17 protein-coding genes are annotated in these 14038 nt (G+C 70.7%); 10 read left to right on the plus strand and 7 right to left on the minus strand.

The genetic code is table 11. The features are described from left to right. Positions 1-52 precede the first annotated feature (52 nt). The 5 genes from ACFCXS_RS33040 (at position 53) to ACFCXS_RS33060 (ending at position 3703) form a co-directional block, all read left to right on the plus strand. A complete protein-coding gene (locus ACFCXS_RS33040; RefSeq protein ID WP_376647043.1) occupies positions 53-1087 on the plus strand; it encodes an ABC transporter substrate-binding protein in 1035 nt (344 codons plus the stop codon). Positions 1088-1143: 56 nt separating this feature from the next. Then, complete coding sequence (locus ACFCXS_RS33045) at positions 1144-2109, plus strand: FecCD family ABC transporter permease (RefSeq protein WP_376647044.1); 966 nt, start codon at positions 1144-1146, stop codon at positions 2107-2109. A 3-nt stretch (positions 2110-2112) separates the two neighbouring features. Continuing rightward, positions 2113-2940 carry an ABC transporter ATP-binding protein gene (locus tag ACFCXS_RS33050; RefSeq protein WP_376647045.1) on the plus strand — a complete coding sequence of 276 codons (828 nt, stop codon included), beginning with the start codon at positions 2113-2115 and terminating at the stop codon, positions 2938-2940. A 259-nt stretch (positions 2941-3199) separates the two neighbouring features. Then, positions 3200-3415: a hypothetical protein gene (locus ACFCXS_RS33055; RefSeq protein ID WP_376647046.1), complete on the plus strand. Its 216-nt coding sequence runs from the start codon at positions 3200-3202 to the stop codon at positions 3413-3415. A 3-nt stretch (positions 3416-3418) separates the two neighbouring features. Then, on the plus strand, positions 3419-3703 hold the full coding sequence (locus ACFCXS_RS33060; RefSeq protein ID WP_376647047.1) for a hypothetical protein: 285 nt from the start codon (positions 3419-3421) through the stop codon (positions 3701-3703). Between the two features lie 11 nt (positions 3704-3714). Here ACFCXS_RS33060 and ACFCXS_RS33065 read toward each other — a convergent pair whose 3' ends face one another. Further along, positions 3715-4122 (minus strand): hypothetical protein, encoded by a 408-nt coding sequence (locus ACFCXS_RS33065; RefSeq protein ID WP_376647048.1) that lies wholly within the window; start codon positions 4120-4122, stop codon positions 3715-3717. A gap of 334 nt (positions 4123-4456) precedes the next feature. Between ACFCXS_RS33065 and ACFCXS_RS33070 the strand changes: the two genes are divergently transcribed. Next, on the plus strand, positions 4457-5893 hold the full coding sequence (locus tag ACFCXS_RS33070; protein WP_376647049.1) for a PepSY-associated TM helix domain-containing protein: 1437 nt from the start codon (positions 4457-4459) through the stop codon (positions 5891-5893). A 67-nt stretch (positions 5894-5960) separates the two neighbouring features. Next, positions 5961-6176, plus strand: coding sequence for a heavy-metal-associated domain-containing protein (locus ACFCXS_RS33075; RefSeq protein ID WP_376647050.1), 216 nt, complete (start codon positions 5961-5963; stop codon positions 6174-6176). A 21-nt stretch (positions 6177-6197) separates the two neighbouring features. Here the strand turns inward: ACFCXS_RS33075 and ACFCXS_RS33080 are convergent, their stop codons facing one another. Continuing rightward, positions 6198-6923, minus strand: a complete 726-nt coding sequence (locus tag ACFCXS_RS33080; protein ID WP_376647051.1) for a DUF5134 domain-containing protein — start codon at positions 6921-6923, stop codon at positions 6198-6200. Positions 6924-7114: 191 nt separating this feature from the next. Continuing rightward, positions 7115-7717 carry a GNAT family N-acetyltransferase gene (locus ACFCXS_RS33085; protein ID WP_376647052.1) on the minus strand — a complete coding sequence of 201 codons (603 nt, stop codon included), beginning with the start codon at positions 7715-7717 and terminating at the stop codon, positions 7115-7117. Positions 7718-7971: 254 nt separating this feature from the next. On the opposite strand from ACFCXS_RS33085, the gene ACFCXS_RS33090 reads away from it, so the two are divergent. After that, positions 7972-9204, plus strand: coding sequence for an MFS transporter (locus tag ACFCXS_RS33090; RefSeq protein ID WP_376647053.1), 1233 nt, complete (start codon positions 7972-7974; stop codon positions 9202-9204). 203 nt (positions 9205-9407) lie between these two features. After that, positions 9408-10535: a HoxN/HupN/NixA family nickel/cobalt transporter gene (locus ACFCXS_RS33095; protein WP_376647054.1), complete on the plus strand. Its 1128-nt coding sequence runs from the start codon at positions 9408-9410 to the stop codon at positions 10533-10535. Between the two features lie 46 nt (positions 10536-10581). Here the strand turns inward: ACFCXS_RS33095 and ACFCXS_RS33100 are convergent, their stop codons facing one another. Continuing rightward, positions 10582-11040 carry a Fur family transcriptional regulator gene (locus tag ACFCXS_RS33100; protein WP_376647055.1) on the minus strand — a complete coding sequence of 153 codons (459 nt, stop codon included), beginning with the start codon at positions 11038-11040 and terminating at the stop codon, positions 10582-10584. A 163-nt stretch (positions 11041-11203) separates the two neighbouring features. Here ACFCXS_RS33100 and ACFCXS_RS33105 point away from each other — a divergent pair, with 163 nt between their 5' ends. Beyond that, positions 11204-11851: a superoxide dismutase gene (locus ACFCXS_RS33105; protein ID WP_376647056.1), complete on the plus strand. Its 648-nt coding sequence runs from the start codon at positions 11204-11206 to the stop codon at positions 11849-11851. Between the two features lie 137 nt (positions 11852-11988). On the opposite strand, the gene ACFCXS_RS33110 is transcribed toward ACFCXS_RS33105, so the two are convergent. Genes ACFCXS_RS33110 through ACFCXS_RS33120 form a run of 3 tightly spaced genes read right to left on the minus strand, consistent with a single transcriptional unit; the run spans position 11989 to position 14019 of the window. Continuing rightward, positions 11989-12438, minus strand: coding sequence for a GNAT family N-acetyltransferase (locus ACFCXS_RS33110; protein ID WP_376647057.1), 450 nt, complete (start codon positions 12436-12438; stop codon positions 11989-11991). A gap of 2 nt (positions 12439-12440) precedes the next feature. Next, on the minus strand, positions 12441-13115 hold the full coding sequence (locus ACFCXS_RS33115; protein ID WP_376647058.1) for an ABC transporter ATP-binding protein: 675 nt from the start codon (positions 13113-13115) through the stop codon (positions 12441-12443). After that, positions 13108-14019, minus strand: a complete 912-nt coding sequence (locus tag ACFCXS_RS33120; RefSeq protein WP_376647059.1) for an ABC transporter ATP-binding protein — start codon at positions 14017-14019, stop codon at positions 13108-13110. Before ACFCXS_RS33120 ends, ACFCXS_RS33115 begins: the two co-directional genes overlap by 8 nt. Between the last annotated feature and the right edge of the window lie 19 nt (positions 14020-14038).

Here is a 14038-nt window from a genome sequence, read left to right on the forward strand (position 1 = left end):
CCCGACTGCTGTACCAGAACCCTTCAGCGCAGTCCGTACGCAAGGAGCCCGCATGTCGATCAACCGGCCGGTCGCCACCGCCCTGGCCGCAGCCCTCTGCCTGCTCACGGCGGCGTGCGGCTCCTCGTCCGACGCCACGGCGGGCGACAGCACCACGGAGGCCGCCTCGAAGTCCGGCTACCCGGTGACCATCGACAACTGCGGTGTGAAGCAGACGTTCGAGAAGGCGCCCAGCCGGGTCGTCGTGATGAACGGTGCCTCCGTCGCCGAGGTCTCCACCCTCCTCGCCCTCGGCCTGGGCGACAGGATCGTCGCCAACCAGCAGTCGTACGGCGCGTCCGAGGTGCCGGGCCGCGCCGCGGCCATCAAGAAGCTGCCCACCGGTGACGTCAAGCTCAACGAGGCGTACGACATCCCGCGCGAGGCCATGCTCGGCCTGCGCCCCGACCTCGTCCTGTCCGTCACCACGTACGGCTTCGACCAGAAGAACGGCTTCGCCACCCGAGACCAGCTGAAGCAGGTGGGAGCGGCCAGCTACGTCTCCCCGCAGGGCTGCGACGACGACCCGTCGAAGATGACGATCGCCGACAGCTACCGACTCCTGCGCGACATGGGCAGGATCTTCAACGTCAGTGACAAGGCGGAGAAGTTGATCGCCGCCTCCGAGAAGAACATCGCGGCGGTCTCCGACAAGGTCAAGGGCAAGAAGAAGCCGAAGGTCATGGTGCTCTTCTCCAACATGACCATGGGCAGCAACGACTTCAGCTCGATCTTCTCCCGAGGCATCGTCAACGACATCCTCGCCAAGGCCGGCGCCTCCAACGCCTTCGAGAGCGCCGCCACGACCACCTTCGCGGACCTGAGCAAGGAGAAGGTGGCCGCCACCGACGTCGACGCCGTCGTCGTCATCGCCTACAACGACCCGAACCCGGCGGCCTACGCCAGGAAACTGCTCAAGGAGTTCCCCCAGTGGCCGGCGGCCAAGAACAACACGTACGTGACGGTGTCCGATTCGATGTACCTCGGCCCCAGCAACGACCTGGCCGTTCAGAAGATCGCCGAGAAGCTGCACCCGGACGCGTTCTGACCCGTATCCGGGTCCCGCTGGCCTTCACGCTTCTGCCCCTCGCCCTGCTCGCCGCCATGATCGTGGCGATCAGTATCGGCGCGGTGAACGTCCCGCTCGGTGACGTGTGGTCGATCGTCTTTCACCACGTCACCGGCGCGGGGAAGGCACCCTCCGACCCCGCGCTCGACCAGATCGTCTGGAACTTCCGCACCCCACGCGTGGTCCTGGCCGCCCTGGTCGGCGCGGGACTCGCCGTGACCGGCGCGGTCCTCCAGACGGTGGTGGCCAACCCGCTCGCCGACCCCGTCGTCCTCGGCTTCTCCTACGGCGCCACGCTCGGCGCGGTCCTCGTCATCACCCTGGGCGGTGGCGCGGCGCTCGCCGGGCTCGGAGTGTCGGCGGCGGCCTTCCTCGGGGCGATCGTGGCGGGCGCACTGGTCTTCGCGCTCGGGCAGCGGCGGGGACGCCTCGCGCCGACCCGGCTGGTCCTGGCGGGCGTGGCCGTCGGCTATGTCCTCCTCTCGGCGACCAGCTTCGTGCAACTCCAGGCGACGCCCAACGAGTTGCGGACGGTCATGTTCTGGATGCTGGGCAGTGTCGCGGGAGCCCAGTGGGACCAGATCCCCACGGTGACCGCGGTGGTGCTGGCCACCACCGTGCTCCTCACACTCTTCGGCCGGCGCCTCAACGCCCTGCTGGCCGGCGACGAGTCGGCCACCGCGCTCGGCGTCGACGTCAACCGGCTGCGCGCGGTGCTGCTGGTCCTCAGCGCGCTGCTGACAGGCACGGTCGTCGCCGTCGCGGGCGGTATCGGCTTCGTCGGCCTGATGATCCCGCACCTCGTCCGCCTGACCCTGGGCGCCGACCACCGCCGCCTGTTGCCCCTGACCGCCCTGCTCGGATCCGTCTACCTGGTCCTCGTCGACCTGCTCTCCCGCACCCTCACCCGCCCCAACGAACTGCCGCTGGGCATCATCACCGCCCTCCTCGGCGCTCCCTTCTTCCTGTGGCTGCTGCGCCGCAACAAGGGCTTGGACTGATCGATGAAACTCACCGTGGACCGGCTCCACATCACCCTGGACCACACCCCGATCCTCCACGACGTGCGTCTGGAGGCGCACAAGGGCGACATCGTCGGCCTCGTCGGCCCCAACGGCAGCGGAAAGTCGACCCTGTTGCGTGTCGTCTACCGCTCACTGCGCCCGGCGGAGGGCGTCGTCAGGGTCGGCGAGGACGACGTATGGTCGCTGTCTCCCCGTACCGCGGCACGCCGTACCGCGGCCGTCCTCCAGGACGCCGGCGGGAACACCACCGGGCTGAGCGTCACCGAGATCGTCGCCCTGGGCCGGTCGCCCCACCACGGTCTGCTCGGACGGGACGGCGCCCAGGACCACCGGGCCGTGGAGGAGGCCATCGACCGCTGCGGCGTACGGCCGTTCGCGGACCGCGAGTATGCCTCGCTCTCCGGCGGTGAACGCCAACGCGTCCTGCTGGCGCGGGCGTTGGCGCAGGACCCCCGGCTGCTGGTTCTGGACGAACTCACCAACCACCTCGACATCCGGGCCCGGTTCGAACTCCTGGACCTCATCCGGGCCACCGGCGTCACCACACTCGCCGTCCTGCACGACCTCGACCTGGCCGCCCGGCTCTGCGACCAGCTGGTCGTCCTGCACGAGGGCGCCGTGGTCGCTGCGGGGCCGGTCCTGGAGGTGCTGACCCCGCAGGTCCTCGCCGAGGTCTTCGGCGTCCGCGCGAGCACGGAACGCCACCCCGACGGCGTCATCCGCATCACGTACGCGGCCCAGCCCCTTGCCGAAACGGACACCGCGCCGGACGACACCCCCTCGCTCGTCGAGACCGCCGACCGCTGATCCGGCGTCCGGTCAGGCCCCGGAACCCGTCGCGGGTTCCGGGGCCTCGTACTGCCGTCCGGCCCAGCTCGTATGATCTCTCTCAGGTAGTCGTCAGTGAGCGGTATCGAGTTCCCGCGAGGCGGCGACTGCCGGAAGCATCGGGTGCGAATCGGCGCACGGCTGCCCCGGACCGCGCTCCGGGCGGCCCGCACGCGGGCGCGTCGCGCCGTGCACCCGGGGGTATGCCTCGGCCAACCCCAGTGAAAGGCAGCCCACCATGAGCGACACCAACGCGCTGGAACCGCTGGCGACCTTCTGCGGAGAGTGCGACTGCGGCTGTCCGCAGTTGTTCGTGGACCCGAGCGCCCCCGAGGACCGCCGCGTCCTGCTCACCGACGACTTCGGCCAGCGCGTCCAGATGAGCGCCGTCCAGTTCGCCTCGCTCGTGGAAGAGGCGAAGGCCGGAAAGCTGGACGGCATAGCAATCGCCTGACAGATGCCACACCTGCCGAAGGCCGGGGCCCGCCCTGTGTGGCCCTGGGACGAACAGCCCAGCAGGGGAACCTGGTTCGGCGACCTGTCGTGGCTGTTGCCGGTGGCCACGGCGCTGGTGCTGGCCGCCGGTTACGCATGGCTCGGCGAAACGGTGGCGGGAGCCGCCGGTGCCCTCGTCGGCTGCCTGGTCGGCCTCGTCGTGAGCGGCCTGCTCCACGTGCTGGTGGACCGCACCGTGTCGGGGCGAAGGCCGGCCAGGGGGCCGTCATCGCCCCGGCGGAACTGAACGCACCGCATTCAGGCCCGAATCGCGCCGAGCACGTCCCGGCAGGCGTCGGCGGCGCGTCCGGTCGCCTCGGCGCACAGACGGCAGTGCTCGTGGTGCCGGGCGTGCTCGGCGCACAGGTCATGGCTGCGCCGGCAGGCGATGAGACACGCCTCGACCTGCGCGGTGAGCAGCGCCGGGTCGTGTCCGCTGCGGCGCGTGAGGATCCGGCGGGTCGCGGCGGTGACATCGGCGCAGTCCATGTCCCGGCCGATGGACGCGCGCAGTTCGTCGGCGTCCTTCTGCGCGAGCATGCCCGCCGCGCAGGCGGTGACAGCCGTCTCGCACGCGGAGAGTGCGTCGAGGGCCATGGCCACGGCCTCACTGCTGAGGACGCTCTCGTTGGTGACGCTGTCGAGGAGTTGACGGGTCTGGATCATGACGACCTCCTTGGCGAGGCGGAGGGGCTCTGCCGACGCTAGTACCGTCCGTGCCGCCGAGGAAGTGACCGCACGACCCGGTGACGCTACGCGTGACCGCGACAACGCTCCTGTCCGTAAGGGGCAGCAAGCCCATCGGTGCCAGGAGTTGCTCCGGGGAACCAGGGCGCACCGCCCCACGACTACCTACCAATGCTGTGTTCTCTCCCTCGAATCCATGGCGGGGGACGGGAACTCGAAGACCTCTCCATCCGACTGCTTTCAGGACAGCGGCCGAAATCGGTGCGCGGATTTCGGTGCCTTGTGCACCGCAGAGACAGCACGAGGTGGAGAGATGTCCGTCAACTCCGATGCCCCCGACCTGCCCGAACCATGTGGATCCACCGAAGACGAACCCGGCGCCACAGCCACCGCGACCACAGCGCCCAGGCCCGCCGCTCCGGACCGCCGGCCCGGGGGCTTCGGCGCGCTGCTGACCCGGCTGCACTTCTACGCCGGCGTCATGGTCGCGCCCTTCCTGCTCGTCGCGGCCGTGACCGGTCTGCTCTACGCCTTCACACCGCAGCTGGACTCGCTCGTCTACGACAAGGAACTCCACGTCTCCCGCATGGGCGACAGCGTCCTGCCCCTGTCCGAACAGGTGGCAGCCGCACGCGCCGAGCACCCGAAGGGCACCCTGACCGCCGTACGCCCGGGAAGCGGCGACGACACCACACAGGTGGACTTCTCGCTCCCCGAACTCGGCGAGAAGACACACACCGTGTACGTCGACCCGTACACCGGTGACGTCACCGGGCAGTTGACCACGTGGTGGACCTCGACCCCGCTCACGACCTGGCTGGACGTCCTGCACCGCGATCTCCATCTGGGCACGGTCGGCAACCTGTACTCGGAGATCGCCGCCAGCTGGCTGTGGGTGCTCGTCCTGGGCGGACTGGTCCTGTGGTGGCGCCGACGGCGCGGCAACCGGATCGCCCGGCACCTGCTGCTGCCCGACCGGTCCGCGAAAAAGGGCGTACGGCGCACGCGCAGCCTGCACGCCGTGACGGGAGTGTGGATCGCGCTCGGTCTGCTCTCCCTCTCCGCGACCGGTCTGACCTGGTCCACGTACGCCGGCGCGAACTTCAGCAAGGCCCTGGACTCGCTGAAGTCCAGCACGCCGTACGTCTCCACCTCCCTGACCGATGCCAACGCCGCGGACCCGAAGAGCGCCGACCCGGCCGCCATCGACGAAGTCCTGAAAGCGGCCCGCGACGACGGTCTCAGCGGTCCCGTCTCGGTGAGCGTGCCGGAGGACGGCACGACGGCGTGGACCGTGACCCAGACCCGCAACCTCTGGCCCGTGGGGCGCGACAGCGTCGCGGTCGACCCGACGACCGACCAGGTGGTCGACCGGATCGACTTCGCCGACTGGCCCTTCCTGTCCAAGCTGACCACATGGGGCGTCCAGGCCCACATGGGCCTGCTGTTCGGCATCGTCAACCAGCTCGTGCTCGCCGCCCTGGCCATTGGCCTGATCTGCGTGATCGTGTGGGGCTACCGCATGTGGTGGCAGCGCCGCCCCACCCGCGCCGACCGACGGGCCCTCCTCGGCACCCCGCCCGCCCGCGGAGGCTGGCGCCAACTGCCGTCCTGGGCCGTCGCCGTGGGCATCCTCGCGGTCGCCGCCGTCGGCTGGGTGATCCCGCTATTCGGCATACCGCTCGCCGCGTTCCTGGTCGTCGACCTCGCGGTCGGCGCCGCCCGGAGCCGCAGCATCCCCACCGGCTGAGCACATCCCCCGACCCATCTGTATTTAGAGGCATACCGATGCCTCAACGACCCCCAGGAGTTGCGCCATGGCACGGAAGCACTACCTCGTCACCGGCATGAGCTGCGAGCACTGCGCCGCGAGCATCAGGGAAGAGATCTCCGAGGTACCCGGTGTGAGCGAGGTGGACGTCAATGTGGCCGCGGGCTCGGTCACCGTCGACGGCACGGACCTCGACGACACGCTGCTGCGCGCGGCGATCGTGGAGGCGGGGTACGAGGTGGCCGCGACGGCCGCGGTCTGACCGGCCTGCCCCGCTCGCGACTCACACGAGCAGGACGAACATGACCGCCATCCCCAGCGCCATCGCGGCATGACACGCGGGCGACAGGACCCCGCCCGGACCCACCGCCACCAACACGGTGCCGTCGTCCGGCTGTTCCTGCCGCCCGCTCCCGTGCCTGCCCTTCGCCCGGTCGAGAGCGCGAGTGAGCCAGGCCAGGCCGAGGCCCCCCAGGACAAGCGCGAGCAGCACCGCCGTCGCCCTCGGCCCCGCCCCCGTCAGGCTCATGGCGGAGACTCCGGAACCGCCGGACATGTCCATCCCCGGCATGTCCCGCATCCCACCCGCCTCCGTGTGGCCGGACATCGCGCCGTCGGCGTCCATCGCCGCCACCATCCAGGCCATCGCTCCCATCATCACGAGGTGCGGCAGCGCGTGGAGCACCGCGCCGCCCCGGGAGCGGTCACCGGCCCGGAACGGGGCCGCCACCAGGAACCACAGCCCGCCCGCCGAGAACAGCACGACCTGCGGAAGAGCCGGCAGCTCCATGCCCCACGGCCAGGCCATGGCGATCATCAGCACCCCCATCGCCGCGTGCAGCGCGTGATCGACCCGTCCGGCGATCCCCGTACCGGGCGAGACCAGCCGCCACACCCCGTACAGGATCGGCACGGCAAACATCAGGCTCAGAATCCAGCGCAGCCCGCTCGCGGCGACCACAGAACCACCCCTGCTCCAGGCCGCCGTACGGCGGCCGACTCCGGTCACCGAAACAGCGACTGCTCTCCCGCTCGATGTGCGCAAGAGGAGTCGGGGCGGCGACGCGGTGAGTTCCCCGCGAGGGGTGTGAGCGCGGTCACTCGGGCTTCGAGGTGTGCGGGGGCGGTTCAGCGAGTCGTCGGGTCGGCCAAGTCCGGCCGGCCGTAGGGCTGGTGGCAGATGCCCGCAGATCTGGAGCTTCAGAGAGGAAGGGGAGCCTGGGTGCGTGCCGGGTGGCGGGGGCCGAGGAAGACGACGATGCCCGTGCCCTCGGGGGAGGGGTGGGTGGCCTGGGCCCAGCCCTGCCGTCGGTAGAAGGCGACGGCACGCGGGGAGCGGACTGAGGTGAGCAGCCAGGAGCGTCCCTCGGGGGCGTCGTAGGTGACCGCATCCAGCAGGCCGGCGGCCAGACCCGTGCCACGAACAGACGGTCGGACAGCGAGTTCGTCGATCTCGCGGGCGCCGCACAGCCACTCCACCGTGCGCCGCGCCCCCAGTCCGGCGGCGGCCTGCGGATAGCAGCGGTCGGTGGGGAAGGGGGCCACGGTCGTCCAAGCGGTGGCGAAGCCGGCGACCTCGGCCCCGGCGAAGGCGAGCGCCGAGGTGAACCCGGGGCGCCGGACGCCGTCCACCAGCCGCCCCACGAACTCGACCGCCCGCTCCTCGTCCTCGTTCCAGGGCGGGGCGCAGAAGGCTTCGACGTATACGGAGTACAGGGCGTCGGCGTGCTTCAGCAGGTCCTTGCCGCGGAAGACGCGGATGTCGAAGCGGCTGTCGGTGCCGATGACCGCGGGGGAGCCCACATCTTCTCCTTGTGGCCTTCTATTTGTTGTTGCGAGTAGTGTGCAATAAGCCTCCTCGGATGTGTACCCGGGCCGCACGAAGCCCTGGTCGACTGCGCCGGAGGAGCCGACGGCACGGGCACCGGTCCGTGCCGCCGTCCCGTACCGGATGCGGGGCGCTGTTTCGCCTGACAGCGTCCGTCCCATGGGCAGTGCCCCGCATCCACCTCGACCGGTCGGGCCCGTCCGGCCCGCATGTGACGTGGAGCCCTGCCATGACCCGTCTGCTGCCGGACGCCGGACCGCAACGCGTCCTCGCGGCCTCGAACTTCGTCTACACCGTCGGCAGCGGCCTCTATCTGACCGCCGGGGTCCTGTACTTCACCGAAGGAGTCCACCTCCCGGCGGGCCAGGTCGGGCTCGGGCTCGGCATCGGCGGGATCGCCGCGCTAGCCCTGGGCGTCGCGATCGGCCACCTCGCGGACCGCTACGGAGCGCGCGGCATCTACGCCCTCACCCTGCTCGTCCAGGCGCTGGCCACGGCCGGCTTCGTCCTGGCGGACAGCTTCTGGCCGTTCGTGGTCGTGGTCTGCGTGGCCGCGGGGGCGAAGGCGGCCGGGATCGCCGCCCGCTCGCCGCTCATCCGGCACTACGGCGGAGACCGGCCGCAGGAGTTCCGGGCCTATCTGCGGGCGGTGACCAACGTCGGCGTCTCCTTCGGCGCCGTGCTGGCGGGCTGGGCCGTCCAGGTGGGCACGCTCACCGCCTACCAGCTCATGGCCGTGGGCAACGCGATCGCCTTCGTGGTCTCCGCGGTGCTGCTGCTCCTCCTGCCGCCGGTCGCCCCTGTTCCCCCTGTCGGCGGCCCTCGTTGGAGTGCGCTGCGGGATCACCCCTATCTGCTGCTGACCGCCCTCGACGGGGTCATGGCGATCCAGTTCAAGGTGCTCACCGTGGCCATCCCGCTCTGGATCGTCGGCGCCACCTCCGCCCCGCACTGGCTCATCTCGGCCACCATGCTCACCGGCACGGTCATCGTCGTCGCCTTCCAGGTACGGGCCAGCCGCAACGTCGATTCCCCCACGGCGGGCGCGCACGCCTACCGGCGGGCGGGCGCGGCCTTCCTCGTCGCCTGCTCGCTGATCTCGCTGTCCGCGGGGATACCGGCGTGGGCCGCGGCGGCCCTGCTCATCGCCGCGGTGGTGATCCACACGGTGGGGGAGCTGTGGCACTCCGCCGCCGGCTTCGAGGTGTCCTTCGCCCTCGCCCCGCGGCATGCCACCGGCCAGTACCTCGGCGTGTTCGGGCTCGGCGCGGGCCTGGCCGAGGCCCTCGGCCCGGGCCTGCTCATCGCGCTCTGCATCACCTGGGGCCGCCCGGGCTGGTACGTCGTGGGCGCCATGTTCGCCCTGACGGGCCTGGCGGCACCGGCCGCGGTCCGCAGGGCGGAGCGGTGTCAGCACGACTCCCGGATGCGGTCGGCGCCGGCGAAGGCGTCGACGGCCTGACCGGTGCAGGGTGCTGCCCCGCCAGGCGTCGCTCATCCGCTTCGCCGGGTCGGTGAGTGTCGTGGCCTGGTCTCTTTCCGAGTCGATGGCTGAAAACTGGCCCGGCCTTTGCCGCACTTATCTTGTAGTTGCAAATAAGTTGCAGAAGCCTGGACGGCGCGGCTGAAAACGGCCGACCGCCCAGAAGTAAGGCCCATGTCCCCATGACCACCGCTCCCGAACCCGTCAGGCAGCGCCTGCGCACCTCGATGACCCGCCAGGAGTGGGCGAGCCTCGGCGGGATGGCCGCGTTCATCCTGGCCCTGCACGTCATCGGCTGGTTCACCCTCGTCGCGGTCGTCGCCCCCGAGCATTACAGCCTGGGCACCAAGACCTTCGGCATCGGCATCGGCGTCACCGCCTACACCCTGGGCATGCGGCACGCCTTCGACGCCGACCACATCGCCGCCATCGACAACACCACCCGCAAACTGATGAACGACGGGCAACGCCCGCTGTCGGTCGGCTTCTGGTTCTCCCTCGGTCACTCCACGATCGTCTTCGCCCTCGCCTTCCTGCTCTCCCTCGGCGTCAAGGCGCTGGCAGGACCGGTCGAGAACGACGACTCCACCCTCCACGGCGTCACCGGGTGGATCGGCACGACCGTCTCCGGGACCTTCCTCTACGTCATCGCGATCATCAACATCGTGATCATGGCGGGGATCTGGAAGGTCTTCCGCCAGATGCGCACCGGCCACTTCGACGAGGCCGCCCTGGAGGAACAGCTCAACAACCGCGGCTTCATGAACCGACTCCTCGGCCGCGTCATGAAGTCGATCACCAAGCCGTGGCAGATGTACCCGCTCGGCGTGCTCTTCGGTCTCGGCTTCGACACCGCCACCGAGATCGCGCTGCTCGTGCTGGCCGGCTCGGGCGCCGCGTCCGGCCTGCCCTGGTACGCGATCCTGTGTCTGCCGGTCCTGTTCGCCGCCGGGATGTCGCTGCTGGACACGATCGACGGCTCGTTCATGAACTTCGCCTACGGCTGGGCGTTCTCCAAGCCGGTCCGCAAGGTCTACTACAACCTCACCATCACCGGCCTGTCCGTCGCCGTCGCGCTCATCATCGGCACGGTCGAGCTGCTGGGCCTGGTCGCGGAAAAGGCGGACCTGCACGGCCCGTTCTGGGACTGGGTGTCCGGCCTCGACCTCAACATCATCGGTTACGTCATCGTCGGCCTGTTCTTCGCCACCTGGGCGGTCGCCCTGCTGGTGTGGAAGGTCGGCCGTATCGAGGAGAAGTGGACGGCCGGACTGGCGCAGCCGACCCCGGCGGAACAGGCCGCCGACTAGGACGATGCCCGGCACCGACCCGCCGGGGGCTCGCTCATCGCGCCGCTCAGACGGTGCAGCGAGTGCACCGTCCGTAGATGAGAAGCGCCCCCTCGGCGTCGGGCCGCAGGCCCGTCAGCTCCGCGAGCCGGTCCACCGCCTCGGTCAGGTGACGGCTCGACAGGCCCGCGACGCTGCCGCACTCCCGGCACACGGTGTGGTGGTGTGGCTCCCCCGAGATGCCGTAGCGCGCCGGCCTGGGACCGTGGACCGCGTGCACGAGACCCGCCGCCGTCAGCGCGTCCAGCGCGCGATAGACGGTGGTCGGGTCCACGGCATGCCCGGAGAGGGCCAGTTCCTCGCAGACCTCGGCCGGCGAGAGATGCCGCTCCGACGCCGACAGCAGGACCAGTAAACCGAGCCGGCCCTGAGTACAGCACAGCAGCCCGTGCCCCTTCAGCCGCGCCCGGGCCTCCGCCCGCACTGCTGCCGCCGCGTCACACGACGGCTGCTGGACCACGCTCACGCTTGAGCCCCTTCCCCGCGGCCGATGCCCCACGGCAAAGACTCGGTTGCAACTGCCCCGCCACGGCCCCAAGTCCTAGGTCCAATGCCTGATCGTCGGCGACACTTCTTGCTGCTAGCGTGCAGCTGCACATCATTCGCAATTATGTCGGAGGACGTTGGACATGCCGGTGTACACGCTCCCGGAACTTCCGTACGACTACTCGGCGCTCGCTCCGGTCATCAGCCCCGAGATCATCGAGCTGCACCACGACAAGCACCACGCCGCCTACGTCAAAGGCGCCAACGACACGCTGGAGCAGCTGGCGGAGGCGCGGGACAAGGAGACCTGGGGCTCGATCAACGGCCTGGAGAAGAACCTGGCCTTCCACCTGTCCGGGCACATCCTGCACAGCATCTACTGGCAGAACATGACCGGCCCGAAGGACGGCGGCGGCGAGCCCCTGGCCGCCGACGGCGTGGGCGACCTCGCCAACGCGATCACCGAGTCCTTCGGCTCCTTCGCCGGCTTCAAGGCCCAGCTGACCAAGGCCGCCGCCACCACCCAGGGTTCGGGCTGGGGTGTGCTCGCCTACGAACCGCTGAGCGGACGGCTGGTCGTCGAGCAGGTCTACGACCACCAGGGCAACGTCGGCCAGGGCTCGACCCCGGTCCTGGTCTTCGACGCCTGGGAGCACGCCTTCTACCTCCAGTACAAGAACCAGAAGGTCGACTTCATCGACGCCATGTGGGCCGTCGTCAACTGGCAGGACGTGGCCAAGCGCTACGCCGCCGCCAAGGAGCGCGGCGACAGCCTGCTGCTCCGCCCCTGACGCCGTAGCAGCGGCCCCGTAGACGTCCTGCTCGTGATCGTCTTCTCACCCTTCACGTGGCAGGCGGTACAACGGACGGCTCCCGCGGGCCCGATGCCCGCGGGAGCCGTCCTGCTGCTCGGGGGTCTCGTGCGCCGTCAGGCGGTGATGAACCGCAGTTCGGGCCGCTCCCAGTCGACCTTCGGTGGCGAGGGGGCGACCGTCCCCACCCGCTCGGCGCCCAGGCGTCGGTAGAACTCTTCCGCCGGGGGATGGGAGACCACCCGTACCTCGGTCAGCCCGGCCGCCCTGGCCCGGGAGATCATGTGCTCGATGAGGAGTCGGCCGACGCCCTTGCCCTGGACGTCGTCCGCCACGAACGCCAGGTCCAACTCCGGTGGCTTGAGCAGCAGGGAGTAGAAGCCCTGGAGCCGCCCGGTCCCGTCCGCGGCCACGAAGACCTGGTGGCGGGCGATGTAGTCGGCGGTGACCCGGTAGCCGGAAATGATCGAGGCGTACGACCCCTGGTAGGCACCGCAGTTCTGGACCAGTCCGGTGAGACGGTCCGCGTCCTGCGCGACAGCGCGCTTGATCGTCGTGGACTCCATCCCTACCGCTCCCCGGCTTTTGCGGCGGTCAGTTCCTGCCAGTGGACGGTGCGTTCGCACCAGCGGTCCAGGAGTACGTGGTCGTGGCCGACGGCGAGCAGTCCGGCGCCGGTCGCGGCGCGGTAGTCCTCGACGGCTGCCACCAGGGCGGCGGTGGTGGAGGCGTCCAGCATCGCGGTCATCTCGTCGCAGATCAGCCAGCGGGGGCGCAGGACGAGAGCGCGGGCCAGGCAGGCGCGTTGGAGCTGGCCGTCGCTGACCTCGTGGGGCCGGCGCTCCAACAGGTCGGGGGTGAGTCCGACGGACACGGCCAACTCGGTTAGGCGCTGCGGGATTTCCGCACGGCGGCCGGTGGCGCGCAGGGGCTCGGCGATCAGGTCGGCCAGGCGCGGCCGGGGGTCGGCGGAAAGGCGGGGCTGCTGGAAGACGACGCCGATGGCGGTGCGCTGGGCGCGCGGAGCGCGGTGCCGCCAGCGGTGTACGGGTTCGCCGTCGAGCGTCACGGTGCCGGTGTCGGGGCGGTGCAGCAGGGCCGCGACCCGGGCGAGGGTGGACTTGCCGCAGCCGCTGGGGCCCAGCAGGCCGACGGACTCGCCGGGGGCGACGGTCAGGGTGGCGCCGCGGACGACGGGGGCTCCTCTGCCGTATCCGGCGGTGATGTCGTGCAGTTCAAGCACGGAGGTCCTCCGCCACGTGCGGGTGGTGGCAGGCGATGCCGCCGACCGGCTGGGGGAGGGCGGCGCAGGCACTGCTGACCCGCTCGCAGCGGGCGGCGAAGGCGCAGCCCCCGGGGAGGTCGCCGAGTTCGGGCGGCATGCCGGGGATCGGGGTGAAGGCGCGGTCGGGGAGGGCCTGGAGGAGGCCGCGGCTGTAGGGGTGGCGGGGGCCGGGAGTGCCGAAGAAGGCTTCCGCGTCGGCGAGTTCGACGATCCGGCCCGCGTACATCACGGCCACGCGGTCGGCGACGCGCTCGGCGGCGGCCAGGTCGTGGGTGATCACGAGCAGGGCCCGGTGGCCGGTGTCGACGTGGCGGCGCAGTTCGTCCACCGTGTGGTCGACCAGGTCACGGTCGAGGCCGGTGGTGGGTTCGTCGGCCAGCAGCAGGGGCGCCTCGCCGACCAGGGCGAGAGCGGTCGCGGCGCGCTGGGCGAGGCCGCCGGAGAGTTCGTGCGGGTGACGGTCGAGGTGACCGGCGGGGAAGGCTGCCCGCTCGGCGGCGGCCTCGGCAGCCTGACGTACGGCGGCCCGCCCCCGTATGCCGGTCAACGCACGGACGGTTTGCTCCAGTTGGGAGCGGACCGTGCGCACCGGGGTGAGATGCGCGGCGGGGCTCTGCGGGATCAGGCCGATCAGGCGGCCCCGTACCGTGCGGGCCAGGGTGCGTTCGTCCGCGGCGAGCAGGTCGAGGCCGCCCAGACACGCCTGACCCGCGGCCTGGGCATTGGCGGGCAGCAGGCCGAGCAGGGCGGAGGCCAGGACGGACTTGCCGCAGCCGCTCTCGCCGATCAGGGCGAGACACTCACCGGCCGCCACGTCGAAGCGGGCGTCCGTGACGGCCGCGATCCGGCGACCGCCAGGCATGAGGAAGCGCACCGAGAGT

The sequence above is a fragment of the Streptomyces sp. NPDC056373 genome (assembly GCF_042262425.1).
Lineage (GTDB): Bacteria > Actinomycetota > Actinomycetes > Streptomycetales > Streptomycetaceae > Streptomyces.